The 22203-nt window shown below is 67.3% G+C and carries 18 protein-coding genes; 7 read left to right on the top strand and 11 right to left on the bottom strand.

Going from position 1 to position 22203, the window contains the following annotated elements; all coding sequences use genetic code 11:
* Positions 1-42 precede the first annotated feature (42 nt).
* From AC6LKD_RS17735 to phoB, 5 genes are all read right to left on the bottom strand, one after another.
* Positions 43-501: a DUF411 domain-containing protein gene (locus tag AC6LKD_RS17735; protein WP_013391247.1), complete on the bottom strand. Its 459-nt coding sequence runs from the start codon at positions 499-501 to the stop codon at positions 43-45.
* A gap of 75 nt (positions 502-576) precedes the next feature.
* Entirely contained in the window at positions 577-1977 is a 1401-nt protein-coding gene (locus tag AC6LKD_RS17730) for a heavy metal sensor histidine kinase (RefSeq protein ID WP_498116963.1), read from the bottom strand.
* Complete coding sequence (locus AC6LKD_RS17725) at positions 1974-2663, bottom strand: heavy metal response regulator transcription factor (RefSeq protein WP_013391249.1); 690 nt, start codon at positions 2661-2663, stop codon at positions 1974-1976. Before AC6LKD_RS17725 ends, AC6LKD_RS17730 begins: the two co-directional genes overlap by 4 nt.
* 73 nt (positions 2664-2736) lie before the next feature.
* Positions 2737-4044: a phosphate regulon sensor histidine kinase PhoR gene (gene phoR, locus AC6LKD_RS17720; protein WP_013391250.1), complete on the bottom strand. Its 1308-nt coding sequence runs from the start codon at positions 4042-4044 to the stop codon at positions 2737-2739.
* A 12-nt stretch (positions 4045-4056) separates the two neighbouring features.
* Positions 4057-4755 carry a phosphate regulon transcriptional regulator PhoB gene (gene phoB, locus AC6LKD_RS17715; protein WP_006227196.1) on the bottom strand — a complete coding sequence of 233 codons (699 nt, stop codon included), beginning with the start codon at positions 4753-4755 and terminating at the stop codon, positions 4057-4059.
* A gap of 161 nt (positions 4756-4916) precedes the next feature.
* Here phoB and ubiE point away from each other — a divergent pair, with 161 nt between their 5' ends.
* The 6 genes from ubiE (at position 4917) to rfaE2 (ending at position 10833) form a co-directional block, all read left to right on the top strand.
* On the top strand, positions 4917-5693 hold the full coding sequence (gene ubiE / locus AC6LKD_RS17710; protein WP_013391251.1) for a bifunctional demethylmenaquinone methyltransferase/2-methoxy-6-polyprenyl-1,4-benzoquinol methylase UbiE: 777 nt from the start codon (positions 4917-4919) through the stop codon (positions 5691-5693).
* A 179-nt stretch (positions 5694-5872) separates the two neighbouring features.
* Positions 5873-6877 carry a Tim44 domain-containing protein gene (locus AC6LKD_RS17705; protein WP_013391252.1) on the top strand — a complete coding sequence of 335 codons (1005 nt, stop codon included), beginning with the start codon at positions 5873-5875 and terminating at the stop codon, positions 6875-6877.
* 185 nt (positions 6878-7062) lie between these two features.
* On the top strand, positions 7063-7701 hold the full coding sequence (locus tag AC6LKD_RS17700) for a ubiquinone biosynthesis accessory factor UbiJ (protein ID WP_207468949.1): 639 nt from the start codon (positions 7063-7065) through the stop codon (positions 7699-7701).
* Positions 7702-7704: 3 nt separating this feature from the next.
* On the top strand, positions 7705-9258 hold the full coding sequence (gene ubiB / locus AC6LKD_RS17695; protein ID WP_013391254.1) for a ubiquinone biosynthesis regulatory protein kinase UbiB: 1554 nt from the start codon (positions 7705-7707) through the stop codon (positions 9256-9258).
* 185 nt (positions 9259-9443) lie between these two features.
* On the top strand, positions 9444-10322 hold the full coding sequence (locus AC6LKD_RS17690; RefSeq protein ID WP_088138082.1) for a ferritin family protein: 879 nt from the start codon (positions 9444-9446) through the stop codon (positions 10320-10322).
* Between the two features lie 22 nt (positions 10323-10344).
* The gene (rfaE2, locus tag AC6LKD_RS17685) at positions 10345-10833 is read left to right on the top strand and encodes a D-glycero-beta-D-manno-heptose 1-phosphate adenylyltransferase (RefSeq protein WP_498116962.1); all 489 of its coding nucleotides are present in this window, start codon (positions 10345-10347) and stop codon (positions 10831-10833) included.
* Positions 10834-10854: 21 nt separating this feature from the next.
* On the opposite strand, the gene AC6LKD_RS17680 is transcribed toward rfaE2, so the two are convergent.
* The 6 genes from AC6LKD_RS17680 to AC6LKD_RS17655 all read right to left on the bottom strand — a co-directional run bounded on the left by AC6LKD_RS17680 (position 10855) and on the right by AC6LKD_RS17655 (position 17914).
* The gene (locus AC6LKD_RS17680) at positions 10855-12186 is read right to left on the bottom strand and encodes a TolC family outer membrane protein (RefSeq protein ID WP_013391257.1); all 1332 of its coding nucleotides are present in this window, start codon (positions 12184-12186) and stop codon (positions 10855-10857) included.
* A gap of 79 nt (positions 12187-12265) precedes the next feature.
* Positions 12266-12946 (bottom strand): protein-L-isoaspartate O-methyltransferase family protein, encoded by a 681-nt coding sequence (locus tag AC6LKD_RS17675; protein WP_175211688.1) that lies wholly within the window; start codon positions 12944-12946, stop codon positions 12266-12268.
* A 101-nt stretch (positions 12947-13047) separates the two neighbouring features.
* Entirely contained in the window at positions 13048-13890 is an 843-nt protein-coding gene (thiD, locus tag AC6LKD_RS17670) for a bifunctional hydroxymethylpyrimidine kinase/phosphomethylpyrimidine kinase (protein WP_498116961.1), read from the bottom strand.
* Positions 13887-14690 carry a thiazole synthase gene (locus tag AC6LKD_RS17665; protein WP_013391260.1) on the bottom strand — a complete coding sequence of 268 codons (804 nt, stop codon included), beginning with the start codon at positions 14688-14690 and terminating at the stop codon, positions 13887-13889. Before AC6LKD_RS17665 ends, thiD begins: the two co-directional genes overlap by 4 nt.
* A gap of 153 nt (positions 14691-14843) precedes the next feature.
* Entirely contained in the window at positions 14844-15815 is a 972-nt protein-coding gene (locus AC6LKD_RS17660) for a cobalamin-binding protein (RefSeq protein ID WP_492275932.1), read from the bottom strand.
* A gap of 53 nt (positions 15816-15868) precedes the next feature.
* Positions 15869-17914 (bottom strand): TonB-dependent receptor, encoded by a 2046-nt coding sequence (locus AC6LKD_RS17655; RefSeq protein ID WP_013391262.1) that lies wholly within the window; start codon positions 17912-17914, stop codon positions 15869-15871.
* A gap of 441 nt (positions 17915-18355) precedes the next feature.
* Between AC6LKD_RS17655 and metH the strand changes: the two genes are divergently transcribed.
* Positions 18356-22129, top strand: coding sequence for a methionine synthase (gene metH, locus AC6LKD_RS17650; protein ID WP_492275933.1), 3774 nt, complete (start codon positions 18356-18358; stop codon positions 22127-22129).
* The last annotated feature ends 74 nt before the right edge of the window (positions 22130-22203 follow it).

The following is a 22203-nucleotide window of genomic DNA, read 5'->3' as shown; positions in this document are numbered from 1 at the left end:
CGAAAAGGAGCGATGCCCGAACAGGACGTCGAAAACTGCGCTTTAACGATAGGCCTGGAACACCTTGGCGCCGCCCTGCTTGTCCACCAAGACCACGTCGTGCGGCGTCTTGCGGCCGCCGTATTCGGGGCCGTCCATGCCGGGCGAACCCAGCGGCATGCCGGGCGCGGCCAGGCCGGCGGCGTCGGGCTTTTCCAGCAGCAGGCGGCGCACGTCGCTGGCGGGCACGTGGCCTTCGATGGCGTAGCCTTCGACGGCCGCGGTGTGGCAGGAGCCGTAATTGGCCATGCCGGCGTTGCGGCGGATGGGGCCAGTGTCCTGGACGTCGTGGGTGGTGACGGCGAAGCCGCTGTCGCGCATGTGCTTGACCCAGTCTTCACAGCAGCCGCAGGTCGGGGTCTTCCAGACCTCTACCTTGACGGGCGTCTGGGCGGTGGCGAAAGCGGGGGCGCACAGGGCCGCGGCAAGGGCCAGGCGGCGCGTAAGACGGGAAAGATTCATGATGCTCCGTTGCGGGACGAGGTGAATTCAAGCGTACTGTAGAAGAACGGGAGTGACCCCATTCTGTCGTCAACATTACGATTTTGTAATGTTCGCCGTGGACGCGTGGCCTTCCGGCGCGCGCAACGTGATGCCGACCACGGTGCCGTGCGCGCCCGAGGCCGCATCGACCTCGCCGCCGTGCATGCGCGCGATGGCACGCACGATGGCCAGGCCCAGGCCGTGGCCTTCGCTGCGCGGTGTGCGCGCGTGGGTCGACCGGAAGAAGCGGTCGAAGATGCGGGGCAGGTCGGCGGACGGGATGGGCGCGCCGGGGTTGCGCACTTCGACCCGGGCGCCCGCGGGCGAAGCCGAGCAGGCCAGCACGATCTCGCCGCCGCGGGGCGTGGCTTTGATGGCGTTGGAGATCAGGTTGGCCAACGCGCGTCGCACCAGGCCGGCGTTGGCGGCCACGGTGGCGTCGCCCACGCAGCGCAGGTGCACGCCGCTTTCTTCCAGCATGGCCTCGTAGTATTCGGCCACGCGCCGCGCTTCGGCGGCCAGCGATACCGGCGCCAGATCCGCGGCCCGTTCGCCGCGGTCGGCGCGCGCCAGGAACAGCATGTCGTTGACCAGGGTCTTCAGGTCTTCCAGTTCTTCGAGGTTGGATTCCAGCGCATCGCGCAGTTCGGCCGCATCGCGCGGCGACGACAGCATGACCTGCGTGCCGTTGATCAGCGTGGCCAGCGGCGTGCGCAGCTCGTGCGCCACGTCGGCATTGAAGCCTTCCATCTGTTGATAGGCGGCCTGCAGGCGCTCCAGCGTGCGGTTGAAGGAGCGCACCAGATCATGCAGTTCGCGGTCGGTATCTTCCAGCGGCAGGCGCCGCGCCAGGTTGTCGGGCTGGATGCTGGCGGCCTGTTCGGACAGCCTGCGCGCCGGCGCCATGCTGCGGCGCACGGCCCAGGCCGCCAGCACCACCGTGGCGCCCACCCACAGCGCGCAGATCAGCACCAGCGCGGTGCCGTAGGCATACAGGAACTGGGAGCTGGTGCGCGTGCTGACCGCCACGGTCAACTGCGCGCCGGGCAGGATGCGGTCGTTCATGGCCACCCGCAGGCCGCGCATGCGGCCGCCGTCGGCGGTTTGCAGCACGACCTGCCTGCCGTCGCTGGTCGCCAGCGTCTCGGGGGCGGGGCCGCCGTAAACGGAGCGGCCGTGCGCATCCACGATCCAGATGCCCAGCTGGCCTTGGCCCGCGCGCATCTCGTCGAAGGTGGCGGCCAGGTCTTTCAGGCCGCGGGCGTTGTTCTGCATGTCGATCAGGTGATCGATCAATTCCAGCTTGCCGCTGACCTCGGTGATTTCCTGGCGCTCCACTTCGCGCTTGAGCGCCCAGAACAACGTGGCTCCCGCCAGGCTGGACACCAGCAGGGCGATGGCGCCCAGCAGCAGGGTCAGCCGCGCCTGCATCGAGCGCACGCGCAGCGGGTTCATGCGGGGCGGCCGTGGGCGGGGCGCGATTCCAGCACGTAGCCCATGCCGCGTACGGTGTGCAGCAACTTGGTGTCGTAGGGGTCGTCCAGCTTGCTGCGCAGCCGCCGCACCGCCACGTCGATGACGTTGGTGTCGCTGTCGAAGTTCATGTCCCAGACCTGCTCGGCCAGGGTGGTGCGCGACAGCACCTGGCCCTGGCGGCGTAGCAGCAAGGCCAGCAGATTGAATTCCTTGGCGGTCAGGTCCAGGCGACGGCCGCCGCGCTGGGCGCGGCGGCGGGCCAGGTCCAGTTCCAGGTCGGCCAGGCGCAGCAGGGTGGGCTCTTGCGAGCGTCCGCGGCGCAGCAGCGCCTGCACCCGTGCCAGCAGTTCCGAAAAGGCGAAGGGCTTGACCAGGTAGTCGTCGGCGCCGCCTTCCAGGCCGCGCACGCGGTCTTCGACCGCGTCGCGCGCGGTCAGCATCAGGATGGGGGTGTCTTTCTGTTCGCGCACTGCGGCCAGCACGCCGAAGCCGTCCACGCCCGGCAGCATCACGTCCAGCACGATCAGGTCGTAGACGCCTTCCAGTGCCAGATGCAGGCCGTCCACGCCGTCGCGCGCCAGGTCCACGACATGGCTTTGCTCCGACAGGCCCTTCTTGAGGTAGTCGGCCAGTTTGGGTTCGTCTTCGATGACCAGGATGCGCATGGCCGGAAATTTACCATTCGCGCGGCACTTGGGCCTGTGCATGGCAAAGCTGCCTTGCACAGGCTCGGGTGGTTCAGGCCGGGCTGTCGATGGCGATCCGGTCGGGCGGAAAGCGCAGGGCGAACACGCTGCCCTTGCCGGGTTCGCTGGTGATCAGCAGTTCGGCGTCGTGGCGCATGGCGATGTGCTTGGTGATCGCCAAGCCCAGGCCGGTGCCGCCCACCGCGCGCGAACGGCCGCGGTCGACGCGGTAGAAGCGTTCGGTCAGGCGCGGCAGATGGCGCGCCGGGATGCCGATGCCGGTGTCTTGCACGCTGTAGCGCGCGCCGCCGTCTTCCTCGCGCTCCCAGCGCACGGTGATGGTGCCGCCGTCGGGCGTGTAGCGCACGGCGTTGGTCAGCAGGTTCGACAGCGCCGAGGTCAGCTCGGTCTCGGCGCCCAGCACATCCAGGGATTCGTCGATGTGCCATTCCAGCACATGGCGGCCGCCCGACAGCGCCTCGATCTGCTGGCGCGCCTTCTGCAGCAGCGCACCCATGTTGACGGCGCGCGGGTCGCTGCCTGGCGACGATTCCAGCGTCGACAGGGTCAGCAGGTCTTCGACAATGGCCTGCATGCGCTGGGCCTGCTCGTGCATCATGTCGATGTACTGCTCGCGCTGTTCGGCGGGCAGGGCGTCGGCGGGCATGTCGCGCAGCGTTTCCAGAAAGCCCGCCAGCACCGTCAGCGGCGTGCGCAGTTCATGCGAGACGTTGGCAACGAAGTCGCGGCGGGTGGTCTCCAGGCGTTCGATCTGGGTGACGTCGCGCGTGATCAGCAGGCGCTGATTGCTGGCGTAGGCGGTCAGCTGCATCATCATCAGCCGCTCCTGGCCCTGTTGGCCCAGGCGCACCAGGATGGGATCGGGCCAGGACGGGCGGTGCGCGTACTCCACGAATTCGGGCGCGCGCAGCAGGTTCAGCAGGTTGTGGCCGCGGTCGGCCGGCAGGCGCAGGCCCAGGTGCTGGCGCGCCATGCGGTTGCACCAGTCGATCTGGAAATCCTCGTTCAGGGTCACCGCGCCATCCGGCAGCGCTTGGGCTGCGGCCAGCATGCCCTGCATGGTGTTCTGGGTTTCGTTCAGTTCACGGGCGCGAGCGCGGGTGTAGCGGTACAGCGGGGCGAGGATGTCGTCCCAGGGACCGACCGACGCGGGCGGCGAGGTGTCCGGGTGGTTGGCCCAGTGGGACACCAGGTGCAGGCGCCAGCTGCGCCAGAGCAGCATGGCGGCCAGCGCGACGGAGAACAATATCCAGCCCGCCGGGTCTCCTATGAGCCATTGAGCCAATAATGCGGCGACCGCCCACAGGGCGACCAGGAAAAGAGTGCGCAGCCAGATCATCGTGCGGGAGTTTTACCGCGTCGGGAGCTGGGCCGTAAACCGGTAGCCGCTGCCGCGGACCGTTTCCACGTGCGCGTCGTGGCCGCTTGGTTCCAGCGCCTTGCGCAGGCGGCGGATGTGCACGTCGACCGTGCGCTCTTCCACGAAGACGTGGTCGCCCCAGACTTGGTCCAGCAGTTGCGAGCGCGAGAACACGCGTTCGGGGTGGGTCATGAAGAAATGGAGCAGGCGGAATTCGGTGGGGCCGATCTGCAGCGACTGGCTGTTGCCGGACAGGCGATGCGTCACCGGATCCAGCTTCAGGCCGCCCACGTCGATCACGTCGTCGGTCAGCTGGGGGGCGCGGCGGCGCAGCACCGCCTTGATGCGCGCCATCAGTTCCTTGGGCGAGAAGGGCTTGGTGATGTAGTCGTCGGCGCCAGCTTCCAGGCCGTCCACCTTGTCCTGCTCGGAGCCCTTGGCGGTCAGCATGATGACCGGGACGGCGCGGGTGCGCTCGTCGTTGCGCAGCTTGCGCGCCATGGCCAGGCCGGAGGTGCCGGGCAGCATCCAATCCAGCAGGATCAGGTCGGGCAGCTCGGCGCGGATCAGGGTCTGGGCCTGGTCGGCGTCGAAGGCGCGCAGCACCTTGTGTCCGGCGAAGGACAGGTTGACGGCGATCAGTTCCTGGATGGCGGGTTCGTCTTCGACGACGAGGATGGTGCTGGACATGGCGGATTTGGCACACTTCTGAGCGCCGGCGCGGCGCGAACATTGCGATAGTATGGCCGCAATATTTCAGGTATGTGACCGCTGGGCGCCATAGTCCGCGTCCGCCGGCCTCCGCAGGGAGCCCGATAGGCTACCATTGAACGATATATCGGGAATTCACCATGCAAAACCCCTCCGAATCGCAACATTCCGCGGATTCCGCCTCGCAATCCACCCATTTCGGCTTCCAGACCGTGCCGGAAGGCGAAAAGGCCCGCAAAGTCGCCGAAGTGTTCCATTCGGTCGCGCAGCGCTACGACGTCATGAATGATTTCATGTCGGCCGGGCTGCACCGCGTCTGGAAAGCCTTCACCATCGGTCGCGCCGCCATTCGTCCCGGCATGAAAGTGCTGGACATCGCCGGCGGCACGGGCGATTTGGCCAAAGCCTTCGCCAAGCGCGCCGGCCCCACGGGCGAGGTCTGGCTCACCGACATCAACGACTCCATGCTGCGGGTGGGCCGCGACCGCCTGACGGACGCCGGCCTGCTGGTCCCCACCGCGGTGTGCGACGCCGAGCGCCTGCCGTTCCCCACGGGCCATTTCGACCGCGTCAGCGTGGCCTTCGGCCTGCGCAACATGACCCACAAGGACCGCGCCCTGGCCGAAATGACCCGAGTGCTGAAGCCGGGCGGCAAGCTGCTGGTGCTGGAATTCTCGCGCGTGGCCAAGCCTCTGGCGCCGGCCTACGACTGGTATTCCTTCAATGTGCTGCCCTGGCTGGGCAAGAAGGTCGCCAAGGACGAGGCCAGCTACCGCTACCTGGCGGAATCCATCCGCATGCACCCCGACCAGGAAACCCTGGCCGACATGCTGCGCACGGCCGGGCTGGACCGGGTGCAGTACTTCAACCTGACCGCCGGCATCGCCGCCCTGCACGAAGGCGTGAAACTGGGCTGATCCGCGCTGGCAATCTGGATATTTTCACCGTGCCTGCGGGAACTTGTGGGGCGGCGTCTTGTCCGTTATTCTTACGGTATTCAGATTAATGTAAGAAAAGTCGCGACTAAGGTCCCGCGGTCCGTGGGACTTCCTGCTGCTACGGGGCGGCAGGGGCGCGAGTACGAGGGAGCAAACCTATGTCCAAATTCTGTCTTTCGCGGTTTGTCGCCGCGGCGCTGATCGCCATCTCTGGCGCGGCACTGGTGACGGCGTCGTTTGACGCCGAAGCCCGCCGTGCCGGCGGCGGCAGCAGCGTCGGCCGCCAATCCTCCAACGTGACCCAGCAGCGCCAGGCGACCACGCCGCCGGCCGCCGCCAACAACACGGCTGGCGCCACCGCCGCCCCGGCAGCCGCCGGCGCGGCCACGGCCGGCGCCGCGGGCGCTGCCGCCAAGAGCGGCGCTTCGCGCTGGCTCGGCCCCATCGCCGGCATCGCCGCTGGCCTGGGTATCGCCGCCTTGCTGTCCAGCATGGGCCTGTCGGGCGCCTTCGCCGAATTCCTCGGCTCCGCGCTGCTGATCGCCGCCGTCGTGTTCGCCGTCATGTTCATCATCCGCCGCCTGCGCGGCGCCGGTCCGCGCACCGCCACGCAGGGCGCGTTCAACGGGTCCAACAACACCCCGGGCCAGCAACAGCAGCCGATGTGGCGCGAATCGCTGAAGCCGGCGGCTCCTGCCGCTGCGGCAGCCGTCGCCGCTCCGGTCGCCGCCGCGGCCCCGGCCGCGATGCCCAAGGCGGGCGACGACAACAACTGGTTCGTGCCGGGTGATTTCGACACGCCCAACTTCCTGAAGCAGGCCAAGGATCAGTTCGTGCGCATCCAGGCCGTGTGGGACAGCGGTAGCACCGATGGCCTGCGCGAGTTCCTGACCGACGACCTGATCACCGAGCTCAAGCCGCAGCTGGCCGAGCGCGGCGCGGCGCCCAACAAGACCGAAGTGGTCCTGCTGAACGCCGAAATGCTGGGCATCGAAACCGTGTCCGACGGCCACCTGGCCAGCGTGCGCTTCTCTGGCATGCTGCGCGAAGCCCCGGGCGCCGAGGCCTTCCGCTTCGAGGAAGTGTGGAACCTGTTCAAGCCTGCCAATGGCGGCTGGCTGCTGGCCGGCATCCAGCAGATCCCGGTGGATCTCGCCAGCTGAGCCTGGCCGGCCGGGTCCGAATCCCGCCTCCGTTGCGGATGCCGCAAGGCATCTGTTTGAACCGGCCCTTAAAGGGCCGGTTTTTCCATGTGCTTGCGCAAAACACCCATTCATCCAACCCGTTACACTCCCGATTTACCCATTAACTTCGGCAACCCCGGCAACCGGGGCCGTTGCAGACCGTCATGCTGCCTTTTCCGTTCCTGCCCACCCCCTCGCGACTGGCTGTAAGCGCGCTCAACGCCCTGTTGCGGCGCGAGGACTGGGCGCGCGAGCGCCTCGCCCGGCATGCCGGCAAGACTGTGCGTTTTGCGCTGGGCGGCTTCAGCCTGGGCCTGACCATAGACAGCGAAGGCCTGGCGGCCCAGGCCGATGCGGCCGTGGTGCCCGACGTGACCCTGACGGTCGCGCCTGAAAAGCTGCCGCTGCCACGCCTGGGCGCGGACCGCGAGACGCCCGACTTCGCCGAGGCGACCCATATTTCGGGCGACGCGGCGCTGGCGCAAGTGGTGGCGGATCTGTCCAAGCAGCTGCGCTGGGATCCGGAAGATGCGCTGGCCCGGGTGGTGGGCGACATCGCCGCGCTGCGCCTGGTGGGCGGCGCCCGCGCCGCGGCGGGCGGCGCGCGCACGGCCGGCCTGCGCCTGGCCGAGAACGTGTCGGAATACCTGTCCGAGGAAAGCGGCATGCTGGCGAGCCGCCCCGCGCTGGAACAATGGCGCCTGGACCTGGCCGAACTGAATGCCCGCGCCGATGCGCTGGCCCGCTCGGCCGCCGCGCTGCAAACCCGTCTGGCATCCGCCAGCGCAAAGCGGGGCGCCTGATACATGTTTCCCCTGCTGCGCCTCTTCCGCATCATCCTGGTTTCGCTGCGCTACGGCCTGGACGAGCTGGTGCTCTCCAGCCTGAACCATCCGCTGGCCACCTGCCTGTTGCGCGTCATCCGCCTGGGTACGCGTCCGCGCAAGCCGCGGGGCTTGAGGCTGCGCCTGGCGCTGGAATCGCTGGGCCCCATTTTCGTCAAGTTCGGGCAGGTGCTGTCCACCCGCCGCGACCTGATCCCCGCCGACATCGCCGACGAACTGGCCTTGCTGCAGGATCGCGTGCCGCCGTTCCCCTCGGCCCAGGCCGCTGCCTGCATCGAAACGGCGCTGGGTGCGCCGCCCGAGAAGCTGTTCGCCCAGTTCGAAGTGGACCCGGTGGCCTCGGCCTCGATCGCCCAGGTGCACTTCGCCGTGCTGCACGACGGCCGCGAGGTCGCGGTCAAGGTGCTGCGTCCGGGCATGCTCAGCATCATCGAGAAAGACCTGTCGCTGCTGAAGGTGGTGGCCCGCATCATCGAGCGCCTGGGCGCCGACGGCCGCCGTCTGAAGCCGCGCGAAGTGGTGGCCGAGTTCGACAAGTACTTGCACGACGAGCTGGACCTGGTGCGCGAAGCCTCCAATTGCAGCCAGCTGCGCCGCAACTTCGGCCCCGAGTCCGGCCGCGGCGACATGCTGATCGTGCCCGAGGTGATCTGGGAATACACCGCATCCACCGTGTTCACCATGCAGCGCATGTACGGCATGCCGGTGGGCCAGGTGGAGCGCATGCGACAGGCCGGCATCGACATCCCGACGCTGGCGCGCACCGGCGTGGAGATCTTCTTCACGCAGGTCTTCACCGACGGCTTTTTCCACGCCGACATGCACCCCGGCAACATCTACGTGTCGGACCGCCCGGACACGCTGGGCAGCTATATCGCCCTGGACTTCGGCATCGTCGGCTCGCTGTCCGAGTTCGACAAGAATTACCTGGCGCAGAATTTCCTGGCCTTCTTCCACCGCGACTATCGTCGCGTGGCGCAGTTGCACATCGAGTCGGGCTGGGTGCCGCCCGATACGCGCGAAGAAGAGCTGGAGGGCGCGGTGCGCGCCGTCTGCGAACCTTACTTTGACCGGCCGTTGTCGGAGATCTCACTGGGGCAGGTGCTGCTGCGCTTGTTCCAGACCTCGCGCCGGTTTAATGTGGAGATCCAGCCGCAGCTGGTCCTGTTGCAGAAGACCTTGCTGAACGTCGAGGGATTGGGCCGCCAGCTCGATCCCAACCTGGATCTCTGGAAGACCGCCAAGCCCTATCTGGAACGCTGGATGCGTCAGCGTGTCGGATTCAAGGGGCTGCGGCAGAGCCTGGAAAAAGAAGCCGCGCAGTGGTCGCAAATGCTGCCCGCTTTGCCCAGGCTGGTCCATGACCACCTGAGCCGTCCGAATGTCTCGCCCGCCTTGCTGGCCGAGATGATCCAATTGCGGCGGGCGCAGGAACAGAACAACCGGCTGGTTGCAGCGCTGGTTGGGGTGGCGGCGGTCGCCATCGGGGTCGCGTTATGGGCCTTGACCCGATAGGCGGCGCGATGATCTAGACGGCATCTGTCATGTTTCATTCATGAAACGGTCATCATAGCTTCGCGGTATACGGCGAAAAATAGCGCTGCGGTGGATGAATGCAGCGCCCTCGCCGGCAAGGCGCGCGCCATTCATTAATTTCTATATCTATAGCCCCACTAGCGGGACGAATACAAGGGCAGACCATGCTTTATCCTGAACTCTTCAAGACCATGGAAGCTGTGCGCTGGAACATGGCGCATGACATACCCTGGGGTGATTTCGATCGCAGCAAGCTCTCGGACGAGCAAGCCCACACGATCAAGATGAATGCCATCACGGAATGGGCAGCCTTGCCGGCCACCGAAATGTTCCTGCGCGACAATCGCGGCGACAGCGATTTCTGCGCCTTCATGTCGGTGTGGTTCTTTGAAGAGCAAAAGCATTCGCTGGTGCTGATCGAATACCTGCGCCGCTTCCGTCCGGACCTGGTGCCCACCGAGGAAGAACTGCACAACGTGCGCTTCGAGTTCGACAAGGCGCCCGAACTTGAAACCCTGATGCTGCACTTTTGCGGCGAGGTCCGCCTGAACCACTGGTACCGCCGCGCCGCTGAATGGCACACGGAGCCGGTCATCAAGGCCATCTACAAGACCGTGGCCCAGGACGAGGCCCGCCACGCTGGCGCCTACCTGCAATACATGCGCCGCGCCTTGCACGACCGCGGCCAGGACACCAGCGAGCAGGCCCGCCTGGCGTTCTCCAAGATCGGCGTGCTGATGGCCTCGGCCGGCCGTACGCAGCAGGCCCTGCACCCGACCAACCTGCATGTGAACAAGGACCTGTTCCCCAACGACACGGTGCAGTCGCGCCTGCCGGAACCGGGTTGGCTGGAGCACTGGCTGGACACGCAGATCCGCTTTGACGGCGAGTGGGAGCAGAAGGTCGCCACGCGCATCCTGCACATCCTGTCCAAGCTGATGGACCGCAGCTTCGAAACGGTGAAGGACCTGAACCGCTACCGCAAGGAAATGACGGCCCTGATCGTGCCCAAGGAAAAGCAGATCATCCTGGGCGGCGCCTGAGCCGGGGCGATACAATCGCCGCATGCCTGCCGCCCGTTTCGAATCCAAGGTCCTGTCCCGCGACGAATGCGTCGCCGCCGTCGCCGCCGGCCGCTTGCCGCGGCCGCTGGTGTTCACCAATGGCGTCTTCGACATCCTGCACCGGGGCCACGCGACCTACCTCGACCAGGCCGCCCAGCTGGGCGCGACCCTGGTGGTGGCGGTCAACACCGACGAGTCGGTGCGCCGTCTGGGCAAGGGCGCCGAGCGCCCGCTGAACCGCATGGAAGACCGCGCCGCCTTGCTGGCCGCGCTGGGCTGCGTGACCGCGGTCACGTCCTTCCATGAAGACACGCCCGAGGCCCTGATCGGCCAGCTCAAGCCCGACCTGATCGTCAAGGGCGGCGACTACGACATGGAAAAGCTGCCCGAGACCGCCCTGGTCAAGTCCTGGGGCGGCCGCGCGGTGGCGATTCCGTTCGAGTTCGAGCGCTCGACCACGGCGCTCGTGAAAAAAATCCAGAACAAGTAACCGCAGGCCCCCGCAGCGGGGTCAGCGCGGCTCGCGCAGCAAGCGGTTGATCGCTTCCAGGTCCGTTTCGGCCAGGATGCCGCTGGTGGCCTTCAGGCGCAGGCTGGTGAGCACGGTGCTGTAGCGCGCCAGGGCCAGGTCGCGCTGGGTGGCGTAGAGCTGCTGCTGGGCGTTGAGCACGTCCAGGTTGATACGCACCCCGACCTCATAGCCGGTGCGATTGGCCTCGACCGCGGCGCGGCTGGATTTTTCGCCGGCCTCCAGGGCCTGGATCCGGGCCAGCCCGCTGGTCACGCCGGTGTAGTACTGGCGCGCGGACTGGACGGCCTGGCGGCGCGCCGCCTCGTAGTCGTGGCGAGCCTTTTGCTCCAGCTGGACCTTTTCGGTCACTTGCGACGAGACGCCGCCGCCGGAGTACAGCGGAATCGACAGCACCACTCCGATCGTGCTGTCTATCGGCTTGCCCGGCGCGGCATTGCGCATGACGGCGTCGCTGGCGCTGCCGCTGCTGGCGCGCAGGTTCAGGGTGGGGTAATGGCCGCTCTTGGCGATCTGGATCTCGCGGCCGGCGATGCGGGTCAAGAGTTGCGCGCGCAGCACGTCCAGGCTGGAAGCCTCGGCCTGGTTGCTCCAGTCGGCCACGCGGGCGGGCTGTGGCGCCGGCAGCTGCACGCCGTAGGGCAGTTCGGCCAGCGCGCCCGGCGCCGTGCCGATGATCTTGGCCAATTCGTCGCGGCGGACTTCCAGGTCGTTCTGCAGGCGCAGTTCCTGCGCCACCACCAGGTCGTAGCGCGACTGCGCCTCGTAGGTGTCGGTGATGGTGGCGTTGCCGAGTTCAAAGTTGCGCTTGGCGGACTCCAGCTGCCCGGCCACGGCGGCCTTTTCGGCTTCGGTGGCGGTCAGCGTGTCCTGGGCATAGAGCACATTGAAATAGGCGTCGGCCACGCGCAGCAGCAGGTCCTGGTAGGCCTGCTGCAGTTGCACTTCGACGTCGGCGACGATCAGCTTGGATTGTTCGAAGTTCTGCCAGCGGCCCCAGTCGAACAGCGGCTGGGTCAGGGACAGGTCCCAGACGCCGCGGCCGCCGCTGTAGGCCACGCCCAGGCCGCGGGTGCTGCGGGTTTCCTGGTAGGCGCCGCCGGCTTCGGCGGAGATCAGGGGCAGGAGCAGGGAGCGGGCCTGGGGTTCTTTTTCCAGGCCGGCGCGGTAGTTGGCGCGCGCGGCGGCGTAGATCGGGTCATTGCCCAGCGCCGATTGCCAGATCTGGATCAGGTTCTGCGCGCGGACAAGCGATGGGCCGACGCTCGCGGCGCAGGTAAAAACCAGTAAAGCCGTTAGCAATCGGACACGCATGATGATCAACGATACGCCGGGTCGCCCGGGGCGCCGCTGCCCCGTCAGAGGGGCAGGCGCCCGGCTGCGGGGTTGGGGATCAGAACTTGAACTGCGAGACCGCGACGCCGCGCAGCGGCTTGATGACGGTTTCGAACAGGTTCACGGTTTCGAAGCTGGCCGCAGTGGTGCGGGTGATGCGACAGGCGGTCATGACGGGGGCCTGCCCCACGACCACGACCAGGCGGCCGCCCACGCGCAGCTGGTACTTCAGCGCGTCGGGGACGGTCGGCACGGAACCCGTGACGAGGATGGCGTCGTATTCGGTGGAGCCCCAGCCGTTACGGGCGTCGCCGGTTTCGACCTTGACGTTGGTGACGTTGTTCATCTGCAGGTTCTGCTGCGCGAACGTCACCAGGCGGCTGTCGATCTCGACCGAGGTGACCTGCTGCGCCAGGTAGCCCAGCAGCGCGGCCTGGTAGCCGGAGCCGGTGCCGATTTCCAGCACACAGTCCGACTTGGTCAGCAGCAGCTCTTGCGCCAGGCGGGCTTCCACCTTGGGCGCCAGCATGTTCTGGCGGGTGTTGACCGCGTTGATCTCAAGCGGCAGTTCCAGGTCGGAAAACGCCAGCGCGCGCAGGGCCGGCGGAACGAATTGTTCGCGGCGCACATCGAACAGCGCTTGCAGCACGTTGGCGTCCAGCACGTCCCAGGGGCGGATCTGCTGTTCCACCATGTTGAAGCGGGCTTGTTCTACGTCGGGCAGGGTCGAAGCGTTCATGACGGTCAGAAAAAACAGAGGAATCAACAGACCATTGTACCGATTCGTAGCGTCCTGTGACGCCGCGCCCCGCCGACAGATGTTTCAGGCGCTGCCCGCGCCTACCACCAGGCGTGGAAGTGGTGCACCGGGCCGTGGCCGGAGCCCACCGACAGGCGCTCGGCGTGGCGGATGGCTTCCGTCAGGTAGGCCTTGGCGCGGCGCGCGGCCTCGGGCACGTCCCCGGTTTGCGGCAGCAGCGCGGCCAGCGCCGCCGACAAGGTGCAGCCGGTGCCGTGGGTGTTGACGGTTTCGATGCGGTGGCCGGGCAATTCGATCATGCGGTCGCCGTCGTGCAGCAGGTCGATGGTCTCGTTGCCGGGCAGGTGGCCGCCCTTGACCAGCACCCAGCGTTCGCCCGAGTGCGCCAGCTTGTTGCGCAGGCGTTCGGCCACGCGCCGCATTTCCTTGACCGTTTCCACCGGGCGCTCTTCCAGTAGCACGCCGGCCTCGGGCAGGTTGGGCGTGAGCAGGGTGGCCTGGGGCAGCAAGGCCTCGCGCATGGCGCCCACGGCGTCGCGCTCCAGCAGCAGGTCGCCGCTCTTGGCCACCATGACCGGGTCCAGCACCACATGGGCCGGGGTCCATTTGGCGAGCTTCTCGGCCACCACCTGGATCACCGGCTGCTGGCCCAGCATGCCGATCTTGACCGCGTCGATGCGCACGTCCGCGAACAGCGTGTCGATCTGCTGGCCGACAAAGGCGGGCTGGACCGCCGAAATGCCGGTGACGCCCTGGGTGTTCTGCGCCGTCAGCGCCGCGATCACCGCGCAGCCGTAGGCGCCCAGCGCGCTCATGGCCTTGACGTCGGCCAGGATGCCGGCGCCGCCGGACGGGTCGACGCCGGCGATGGTCAGCGCGTTGGGGATGGGACGGCCGCTGGCGGCCTGCTGGCGGTTGCTCATTTGGGGGCGCCGGCGGTAATCAGCCCTTCGGTGGGCGAGCTGGGGGCGCCGCTGTACAGCTTCTTGGGCATGCGGCCGGCCAGGAAGGCCTCGCGGCCGGCTTCCACGCCCTTCTTCATGGCGCTGGCCATCAGGATGGGATCGCGCGCGCCGGCGATGGCGGTGTTCATCAGGACGGCGTCGCAGCCCAGTTCCATGGCGATGGCCGCGTCCGACGCGGTGCCCACGCCGGCGTCCACCACGATGGGCACGCGGGCCTGGTCGATGATGAGGCGCAGGTTCCAGGGGTTGAGGATGCCCATGCCCGAGCCGATCAGCGAAGCCAGCGGCATCACGGCCACCGCGCCCAGGTCTTCCAGCATGCGGCACTGGATGGGATCGTCGGTGCAATACACCATCACCTTGAAACCGTCGTCCACCAGGGTCTTGGTGGCCTTGAGGGTTTCGGGCATGTTGGGGAACAGGGTCTGCGGGTCGCCCAGCACTTCCAGTTTCACCAGGTCGTGGCCGTCCAGCAGTTCGCGCGCCAGGCGCAGCGTGCGCACGGCGTCGTCGGCGCTATAGCAGCCGGCGGTATTGGGCAGCAGCGTGAATTTCGACGGCGGGACGTAGTCCAGCAGGTTCGGTTCGCCGGGGTTCTGGCCGATATTGGTGCGGCGGATGGCGACCGTGACGATTTCGGTGCCGCTGGCATCCAGCGCCGCGCGGGTCTGTTCAAAGTCCTTGTACTTGCCGGTGCCGACGAGCAGGCGCGACGAGTAGGCGCGGCCGGCGATGGTGAGAGTGTCTTGAGTGGTCATGGCGGAGGTTCAAAGGGCGGGTGCGCACGATGCGAGGCCCGCGGGGACTGGCGATTCGTTGCTCGAATGATAAAGCACGACGCCGCACGGCAGAGGCGTCCGTTGAAATGCGGCGTTCCACTATTTGAAGATCGTGGCGTGCGCGGACCAAGATCAGCGCAGCCGGTCCAGATCGGCGCAGATCGTCTCGGCGGCGTCGATCAGGCGCGGACCCGGGCGGTACAGGGCGTCGGCGTCGACGCCGTACACGTGGCCCAGCCGGGCGGCGGGCAGCCCCAGCGCCTGCCAGGCGGCCAGGTTGCGGGCGGCGTCCTGCGGGCGGGAGATGCCGGCCAGCACCGCCTCGGGCCGCGCCGCCAGCACGCTTTCCAGCGTGACCTGGGGGGCGACCACGGGCGCCTGGCCGAAGACGTTGACGCCGCCGCAGACGCGCAGCGCGTCGCTGACGATGCTGCTGTCGTTCAGGGTGTAGATGGGATCCAGTCCCGCCTGCACGAACACGCGCACAGGGCGGCGGCCGGCATAGCGCGAGGCCAGGGCGTCCAGGCGCGCGCGCAGGGCCTGGGCCGCGGGCCGCGCCTGCGCCTCGGTGCCGAACAGCGTGCCCATGCGTTCGACCGCGTCGGGGATGGCGGCCAGGGTCTGCGGATCGCTGTAGAACACCGGCACGCCCAGCTTGTCCATCACCCGCGCCAACGGCGCCGCGGCGGCGGGCTGCCAGGCGATCAGCAGGTCAGGGCGGACAGCCGCCACGCGTTCGGCATCGGGCTGGGTGCCGTCGCCGATCACGGGCAACTGGCGGGCGGCGGGCGGATAGTCGCTGCCGCGGATGGTGGCGGCGATGCGGTCACCTGCGCCTGCCGCAAAGACGAGTTCGGTAGCGTGCGGGGCCAGGGTGACGGCGCGTCGGGCGGGGGCGGTCAGCGAGACTGTGCGGCCCTGGTCATCGCCGACCTGGATGGCCGTGGCAGAGGCAGGCCCGGAAGCCGTCGCCGGACTTGCCGCGGAACCTGCGGCGGTCTGCGCCGCAGCTTGGCCGGCCGTGGCGCCGACCGCGCACAGCAGCGTACCCAGGGCCAGGAACAGCCGCGGAACGATGCGAGAACGGGCGCTTGCGTGGGTCATGCAGAAAGCCGATATAGCCAGCGGGGAACGCCGACTATATCGGAATGCCGCTATCAATAGCGCAGCGTGAGCGACGCGTAGAAGTTGCGGCCCGGCGCGGGGTACAGGCTGTAGTTGGCGACGGGGCCCAGCATCTCGAAGGACGCGTTGCCGCCGCGGATGCCGTAGGTGGCGTACTGGCGGTCGAAGATGTTGTTCACGCCGATGGCGCCTTCGATGTTGCGCGTGAACTTGTAGGCCACCTTGGTGTTGAACAGCACGTAGGCGTCCAGTTCCTTGGCGAACTGGTTGGCCTGGTCGTTGTCCATGCGCGACTTGCCCACGTATTGCGCCGTGACGTTCCACAGGAACGCATCGGTGGGGCGCCAGGTCACGCCGGCGTTCGCCAGCCACTTTGGCGCCAGCGGCACGGTCTTGCCCGCCAAGTCCACGCCGGCGTAGGTGCCGGAGCGGAACTGCGCTTCCATCCAGGTCAGGTTCGCGTCTAGCGAGACGCTGCTGGAAATCGCGGTGTGGCCTTCCAGTTCGATGCCTTGGCGGCGGGTCGGGTCCAGGTTGGTGTTGGCGCCGGTGCCCGGGCCCCAGATGCCATCGGCCAGCGGGTTGTACTGGATCTCGTTGGTCAGGTCGTAGCGGAAGTACGACAGGCGGGCGCTGCTGCTGGCCGACTGCCAGGTCACGCCGATTTCCTTGTCGGTCGACGTCTGCGGCGCCAGCGGGTTCTGCACCGACAGCAGTTCGTCGGCATTGGGCAGGCGGAAGCTGCGGCCGACCTTGCCGTACACGCCGAAGCCGGCGGGCAGGTCCTGGCGCACGCCCAGCTGCCAGGCGGTCAGGTGGTTGCTGCGATCCGACGCCGTGCCCGAGCCGGAGATCACGTCCAGGTCGTCGGATGCGTACTGGCGGCGCACGCCGGCCGTCACGTAGGTGCTGTCGGTGGCGCGGACCTGGCCCTCGGCGAACAGGCCGTACTGGTGCTGGCGCGACTGCCACTTCGACGGCTGGAAGTCGTAATAGGCGTTCTGGTTGGCGGTGGTCTTGGCTTCCTGCCCGTCGGCGCCGAAGACGATGCTGTGGCCGCCGTTGATCGGCAGGCGGTAGCGCACGCTGGCGATGTTCTCTTCCAGCTTCTGATCGCGCTGGATGTCGCCGAAGCCGTCGTACGTCAGGCCGTCCAGCTTCTTTTCGCGGGTCGACAGGTCGGCGTACAGGGTGCCGGCGCCGATCGCCTGCTCGAGTTGCAGGCCGAAGGTGGTGGTGGTCGTCTTGACGAAGTCGATGTCGTTCTTCGAGCCGCGCGGGTCGTCCTGGTATTCGTTCAGGCCGGTGGTCGGATTGATCGTGCGCGGGCCGGGCAGTTCCAGCTTCTGCGTGGTAGTGCGGCCATACAGGCGGATCGAGCCGTCGTCATGGCGGAAGGTGATGCCGCCGCCGCCGCCTTCGCGGCGCTCGCCGCTGTGATCGCGGTAGCCGTCGCTGTGCAGCGACTGCATATAGGCGTCGACGCCGACCTTTTCATTGTTCAGCGCCACGGCGGCGTCGTACTGGCGCAGGCCGTAGCTGCCGAAGGTGGCGGTGGCGCGGGCGGTGACCGGCTCCTTGGCGAAATCCGAGCGCGTGATGATGTTGATCACGCCGCCGGTGGTGCCGCCGCCGTATTGCACCGAGCCGCTGCCGCGCACGATTTCAATGCGTTCGACCTGGTCCAGCGGCACCACGCCCAGGCTGGGGGCCGACAGGTCGTTGGTGTTCTGCTTGACGCCGTCGATCAGGATCAGCGTGTTGCTGGCGCCGGTGATGCCGAAGCCGCGCAGGTCGACGATGGAGTTGTCGCTGGAGCTGCTGGTGTTGATCAGGTGGATGCCGGCCTGGGTCGACAGCACGTCCTGCATGGTGCGGGCGCTCGCTGCAGCGATGTCTTCGGCGGTAATGACCGAGATCGACACCGGCAGCGTGCGGCCGTCGGTCGGCACGCGCTGGGCGGTGACGGTGACGGCGTCGAGCTGGGGAGTGGTGGAGGCGGTTTGTTGGGCGGCGGCGACGGCCGGGGCGGAGCAGAGCAGGGCGCCGGCATAGCGCCGGATGGAGCGGATTTTCATCTACGTAACCTCGATGCGACCCGCGACCCCGCAGGCCATACACGATGGGGAGGACGCCCACGCCGCAGCGGGCCGGTGAGGGCCTGGCGGTATTGCATGGACTTCCTTGCGATCGAACTGGCCGGTATCGGGCTGCCATGGGCGTTTCGCGCGCATGGGGACCGTTGCGGGGGCAGCACAGGCTGGAGCCAGGGTTGCCGGCGCCTTGTGGGGCCGCAGTCCTGGGAGGTTCTTCCTGTTTCCCGTTTACCTTTCGCGCGCGGCCGGCAAGTGTTGCGTTCTTGCCTGGCCCGTACGCCGAAAGCACCGGTTCGGGGCCGAAACTGTATCACCCGGAGGCGCGAACAGGCCCATTTTGTTACGATCAGGGCTTGTTTTTGCGGCGTTTTTCGCTTTTTCGCCACATAGCGCCGCTGTCGCCAACTCCATCCGGACCTGCCCGTGTCGTATCCCCGCCTGCCTTACCCGCCCGAAGCCTATACCCACGGCGGCGAATTCGCCCGCCTGCTGGGCAAGCGCATCCTGATCCTGGATGGGGCCATGGGCACCATGATCCAGCGCTACAAGCTGGGCGAGGCGGACTTCCGCGGCGAGCGCTTCGCCGATCACGGCAAGGACGTCAAGGGCAACAACGAACTGCTGTCGCTGGTGCGGCCGGACGTGATCTCCGAGATCCACCGCCAGTACCTGGAAGCCGGCGCCGACGTCATCGAGACCAACACCTTCGGCGCCACCACCATCGCGCAGGGCGATTACGAGCTGCCGGAACTGGCCTACGAACTGAACCTGGTGTCCGCCCGCCTGGCGCGCGAGGCCTGTGATGCCTACAGCACGCCCGACCGCCCGCGTTTCGTGGCCGGCGCGCTGGGTCCGCAGCCCAAGACAGCGTCCATCTCGCCGGATGTGAACGATCCGGGCGCCCGCAACGTCACCTTCGAGGAACTGCGCGTCGCCTATGTGGAGCAGCTCAATGGCCTGCTGGACGGCGGCATCGACATCGTCCTGATCGAAACCATCTTCGATACCCTCAACGCCAAGGCGGCCATCTTCGCCACCGAGGAAGTGTTCGAGGCCCGCGGCGTGCGCCTGCCGGTCATGATCTCGGGCACGGTGACCGACGCGTCGGGCCGCATCCTGTCCGGCCAGACCGTGGAAGCCTTCTGGAACTCGGTGCGCCACGCGCGCCCCATCACCATCGGCCTGAACTGCGCCCTGGGCGCGGCGCTGATGCGGCCCTACGTGGCCGAGCTGGCCCGCATCTGCGACACCTACGTCTGCGTCTATCCCAACGCCGGCCTGCCCAACCCCATGGCCGAGACCGGCTTTGACGAAACGCCGGCCGATACCTCCGCGCTGCTGGAAGAATTCGCCCGCGCCGGGCTGGTGAACATGTCGGGCGGCTGTTGCGGCACCACGCCGGACCACATCCGCGAGATCGCGGCCAAGGTCATGTCGTTGACCCCGCGCGCCGTGCCGGACATTCCGGTCAAGACCCGCCTGTCGGGCCTGGAGCCGCTGAACATCGACGAAGACACGCTGTACGTCAACGTCGGCGAACGCACCAACGTGACGGGCAGCAAGATGTTCGCCCGCCTGATTCGCGAAGAGAAATACGACGAGGCGCTGGCGGTGGCCCGCCAGCAGGTCGAGAACGGCGCGCAGATCATCGACATCAACATGGACGAGGCCATGCTGGATTCGGTGGCCTGCATGCGCCGCTTCCTCAACCTGATCGCCTCCGAGCCCGACATCGCGCGCGTGCCGATCATGATCGACAGCTCCAAGTGGGAAGTCATCGAGGAAGGCTTGAAGTGCGTGCAGGGCAAGCCCGTGGTGAACTCGATCTCCATGAAGGAGGGGCTGGAGCCCTTCCGCCACCATGCGCGCCTGTGCCGCCGCTACGGCGCGGCCGTGGTGGTGATGGCCTTCGACGAGCTGGGCCAGGCCGACACGCTGGAGCGCCGCAAGGAAATCTGCGGCCGCGCCTACAAGATCCTGGTCGAGGAAGAAGGCTTCCCGCCCGAGGACATCATCTTCGATCCGAACGTCTTCGCGGTCGCCACCGGCATCGACGAGCACAACCACTACGCCGTGGACTTCATCGAAGGCACGCGCTGGATCCGCGAGAACCTGCCCCACGCCCGCATCTCGGGCGGCGTGTCCAACGTCAGCTTCTCGTTCCGCGGCAATGAGCCCATGCGCGAGGCCATCCACACGGTGTTCCTCTATTACGCCGTCAAGGAAGGCATGACGATGGGCATCGTCAACGCCGGCCAGCTGGGCGTGTACGCCGACCTGGACCCCAAGCTGCGCGACCTGGTCGAGGACGTGGTGCTGGACCGCGCCGAGCCCGTCGGCAAGACCGAAGCCGACGACGAGCGCACGCCGACCGAACGCCTGGTGCAGTTCGCCGACAGCGTGAAGGGTTCGGGCGCCAAGAAGGAAGAAGACCTGGCCTGGCGCGACGCTGAAGTGGAAAAGCGCCTGTCGCACGCGCTGGTGCACGGTATCACCACCTTCATCGTGGAAGACACGGAAGAAGTGCGCCAGAAGATCTTCGACCGCGGCGGCCGCCCCATTGAAGTGATCGAAGGCCCGCTGATGGACGGCATGAACGTGGTCGGCGACCTGTTCGGCGAGGGCAAGATGTTCTTGCCGCAGGTGGTGAAATCCGCCCGCGTCATGAAGCAGGCCGTGGCCCACCTGATTCCCTTCATCGAGGAAGAAAAGCGCCAGATCGCGGCCGCCGGCGGCGACGTGCGCGCCAAGGGCAAGATCGTCATCGCCACCGTCAAGGGCGACGTGCACGACATCGGCAAGAACATCGTGTCGGTGGTCCTGCAGTGCAACAACTTCGAAGTCGTGAACATGGGCGTGATGGTGCCCTGCGCCCAGATCCTGGAAAAGGCCAAGGAAGAGAACGCCGACATCGTCGGCCTGTCCGGCCTGATCACGCCCAGCCTGGAAGAAATGGCCTATGTGGCCAGCGAGATGCAGCGCGACGAGTACTTCCGCAGCCGCAAGCTGCCGTTGATGATAGGCGGCGCCACCACCAGCCGCGTGCACACCGCCGTGAAGATCGCGCCGAACTACGAAGGCCCGGTCATCTACGTGCCGGACGCCAGCCGTTCGGTGGGCGTGGCGACCAACCTGATGTCCGACCAGTCGGAAACGTACCTGGCCGAACTGGCCGGGGAATACGAAGAGGTGCGCCGCCGCCACGCCAACCGCAAGGCCACGCCCATCCTGCCGCTGGCCGAAGCGCGCGCCTCGCGCCCCGCGATCGACTGGGACAACTACACGCCGCCGCGTCCCAAGTTCATCGGCCGCCGCACCTTCAAGAGCTACGACCTGGCCGAGATCGCCAAATACGTGGACTGGGGCCCGTTCTTCCAGACCTGGAGCCTGTTCGGCCCGTTCCCGGCCATCCTGGACGACAAGGTCGTGGGCGAGCAGGCGCGCAAGGTCTACGCCGACGGCCTGGCCATGATGAAGCGCATCATCGAAGGCCGCTGGCTCACCGCCAACGGCGTGGTGGGCTTCTATCCGGCCAACAGCATCAACGACGAAGACATCGAGGTCTACAAGGACGAGACCCGCAGCGAGGTGCTGTTCACCTACCGCAACCTGCGCCAGCAGGGCGCAAAGCGCGAGGGCGTCAGCAACAAGTCCCTGTCCGACTTCATCGCGCCCAAGTCCAGCGGCAAGCTGGACTACATCGGCATGTTCGCGGTCACGGCGGGCCTGGGCATCGAGAAGAAGGAAGCGGAATTCGAAAAGGCGCTGGACGACTACTCCAGCATCATGCTGAAGTCCCTGGCCGACCGCCTGGCCGAAGGCTTCGCCGAATGCCTGCATGCCCGCGTGCGCCAGGACCTGTGGGGCTACGCGCCCGACGAGGCCCTGTCCAACGAGGACATGATCGCCGAGAAATACGTGGGTATCCGCCCCGCGCCAGGCTACCCGGCCTGCCCGGAACACGTCATCAAGACCGATATGTTCCGCGTGCTGGACGGCGCCGACATCGGCATGATGCTGACCGACAGCTACGCCATGTACCCGGCGTCCAGCGTGTCGGGCTTCTACTTCAGCCACCCGCAGTCGCAGTATTTCAACGTGGGCGTGATCGGCGAAGACCAGCTGCAGGACTACGCAGCCCGCAGCGGCCGCAGCATCGAAGACCTGAAGCGCACCTTGGCGCCGAACCTGGGCTGACGGTTTGGGGGCGTCAGGCGTACATGCCTGTCAGCCCCCTGTCCTTCACGCGATTCTGCCCGCCAGGCGACCGC

The sequence above is a fragment of the Achromobacter sp. D7-1 genome (assembly GCF_059760445.1).
This window is presented reverse-complemented; position numbering and strand designations above follow the sequence as displayed.

Bases quoted from the DNA above. Each gene is read 5' to 3' on its own strand.
- AC6LKD_RS17680 (WP_013391257.1), bottom strand. From the start codon at position 12,186: ATGCGTGTCCGATTGCTAACGGCTTTACTGGTTTTTACCTGCGCCGCG.
- rfaE2 (WP_498116962.1), top strand. From the start codon at position 10,345: ATGCCTGCCGCCCGTTTCGAATCCAAGGTCCTGTCCCGCGACGAATGC.
- AC6LKD_RS17665 (WP_013391260.1), bottom strand. From the start codon at position 14,690: ATGACCACTCAAGACACTCTCACCATCGCCGGCCGCGCCTACTCGTCG.
- AC6LKD_RS17660 (WP_492275932.1), bottom strand. From the start codon at position 15,815: ATGACCCACGCAAGCGCCCGTTCTCGCATCGTTCCGCGGCTGTTCCTG.
- ubiE (WP_013391251.1), top strand. From the start codon at position 4,917: ATGCAAAACCCCTCCGAATCGCAACATTCCGCGGATTCCGCCTCGCAA.
- AC6LKD_RS17675 (WP_175211688.1), bottom strand. From the start codon at position 12,946: ATGAACGCTTCGACCCTGCCCGACGTAGAACAAGCCCGCTTCAACATG.
- AC6LKD_RS17735 (WP_013391247.1), bottom strand. From the start codon at position 501: ATGAATCTTTCCCGTCTTACGCGCCGCCTGGCCCTTGCCGCGGCCCTG.
- AC6LKD_RS17725 (WP_013391249.1), bottom strand. From the start codon at position 2,663: ATGCGCATCCTGGTCATCGAAGACGAACCCAAACTGGCCGACTACCTC.
- AC6LKD_RS17700 (WP_207468949.1), top strand. From the start codon at position 7,063: ATGCTGCCTTTTCCGTTCCTGCCCACCCCCTCGCGACTGGCTGTAAGC.
- phoB (WP_006227196.1), bottom strand. From the start codon at position 4,755: ATGTCCAGCACCATCCTCGTCGTCGAAGACGAACCCGCCATCCAGGAA.
- thiD (WP_498116961.1), bottom strand. From the start codon at position 13,890: ATGAGCAACCGCCAGCAGGCCGCCAGCGGCCGTCCCATCCCCAACGCG.
- AC6LKD_RS17730 (WP_498116963.1), bottom strand. From the start codon at position 1,977: ATGAACCCGCTGCGCGTGCGCTCGATGCAGGCGCGGCTGACCCTGCTG.
- AC6LKD_RS17705 (WP_013391252.1), top strand. From the start codon at position 5,873: ATGTCCAAATTCTGTCTTTCGCGGTTTGTCGCCGCGGCGCTGATCGCC.
- phoR (WP_013391250.1), bottom strand. From the start codon at position 4,044: ATGATCTGGCTGCGCACTCTTTTCCTGGTCGCCCTGTGGGCGGTCGCC.
- ubiB (WP_013391254.1), top strand. From the start codon at position 7,705: ATGTTTCCCCTGCTGCGCCTCTTCCGCATCATCCTGGTTTCGCTGCGC.
- AC6LKD_RS17690 (WP_088138082.1), top strand. From the start codon at position 9,444: ATGCTTTATCCTGAACTCTTCAAGACCATGGAAGCTGTGCGCTGGAAC.
- AC6LKD_RS17655 (WP_013391262.1), bottom strand. From the start codon at position 17,914: ATGAAAATCCGCTCCATCCGGCGCTATGCCGGCGCCCTGCTCTGCTCC.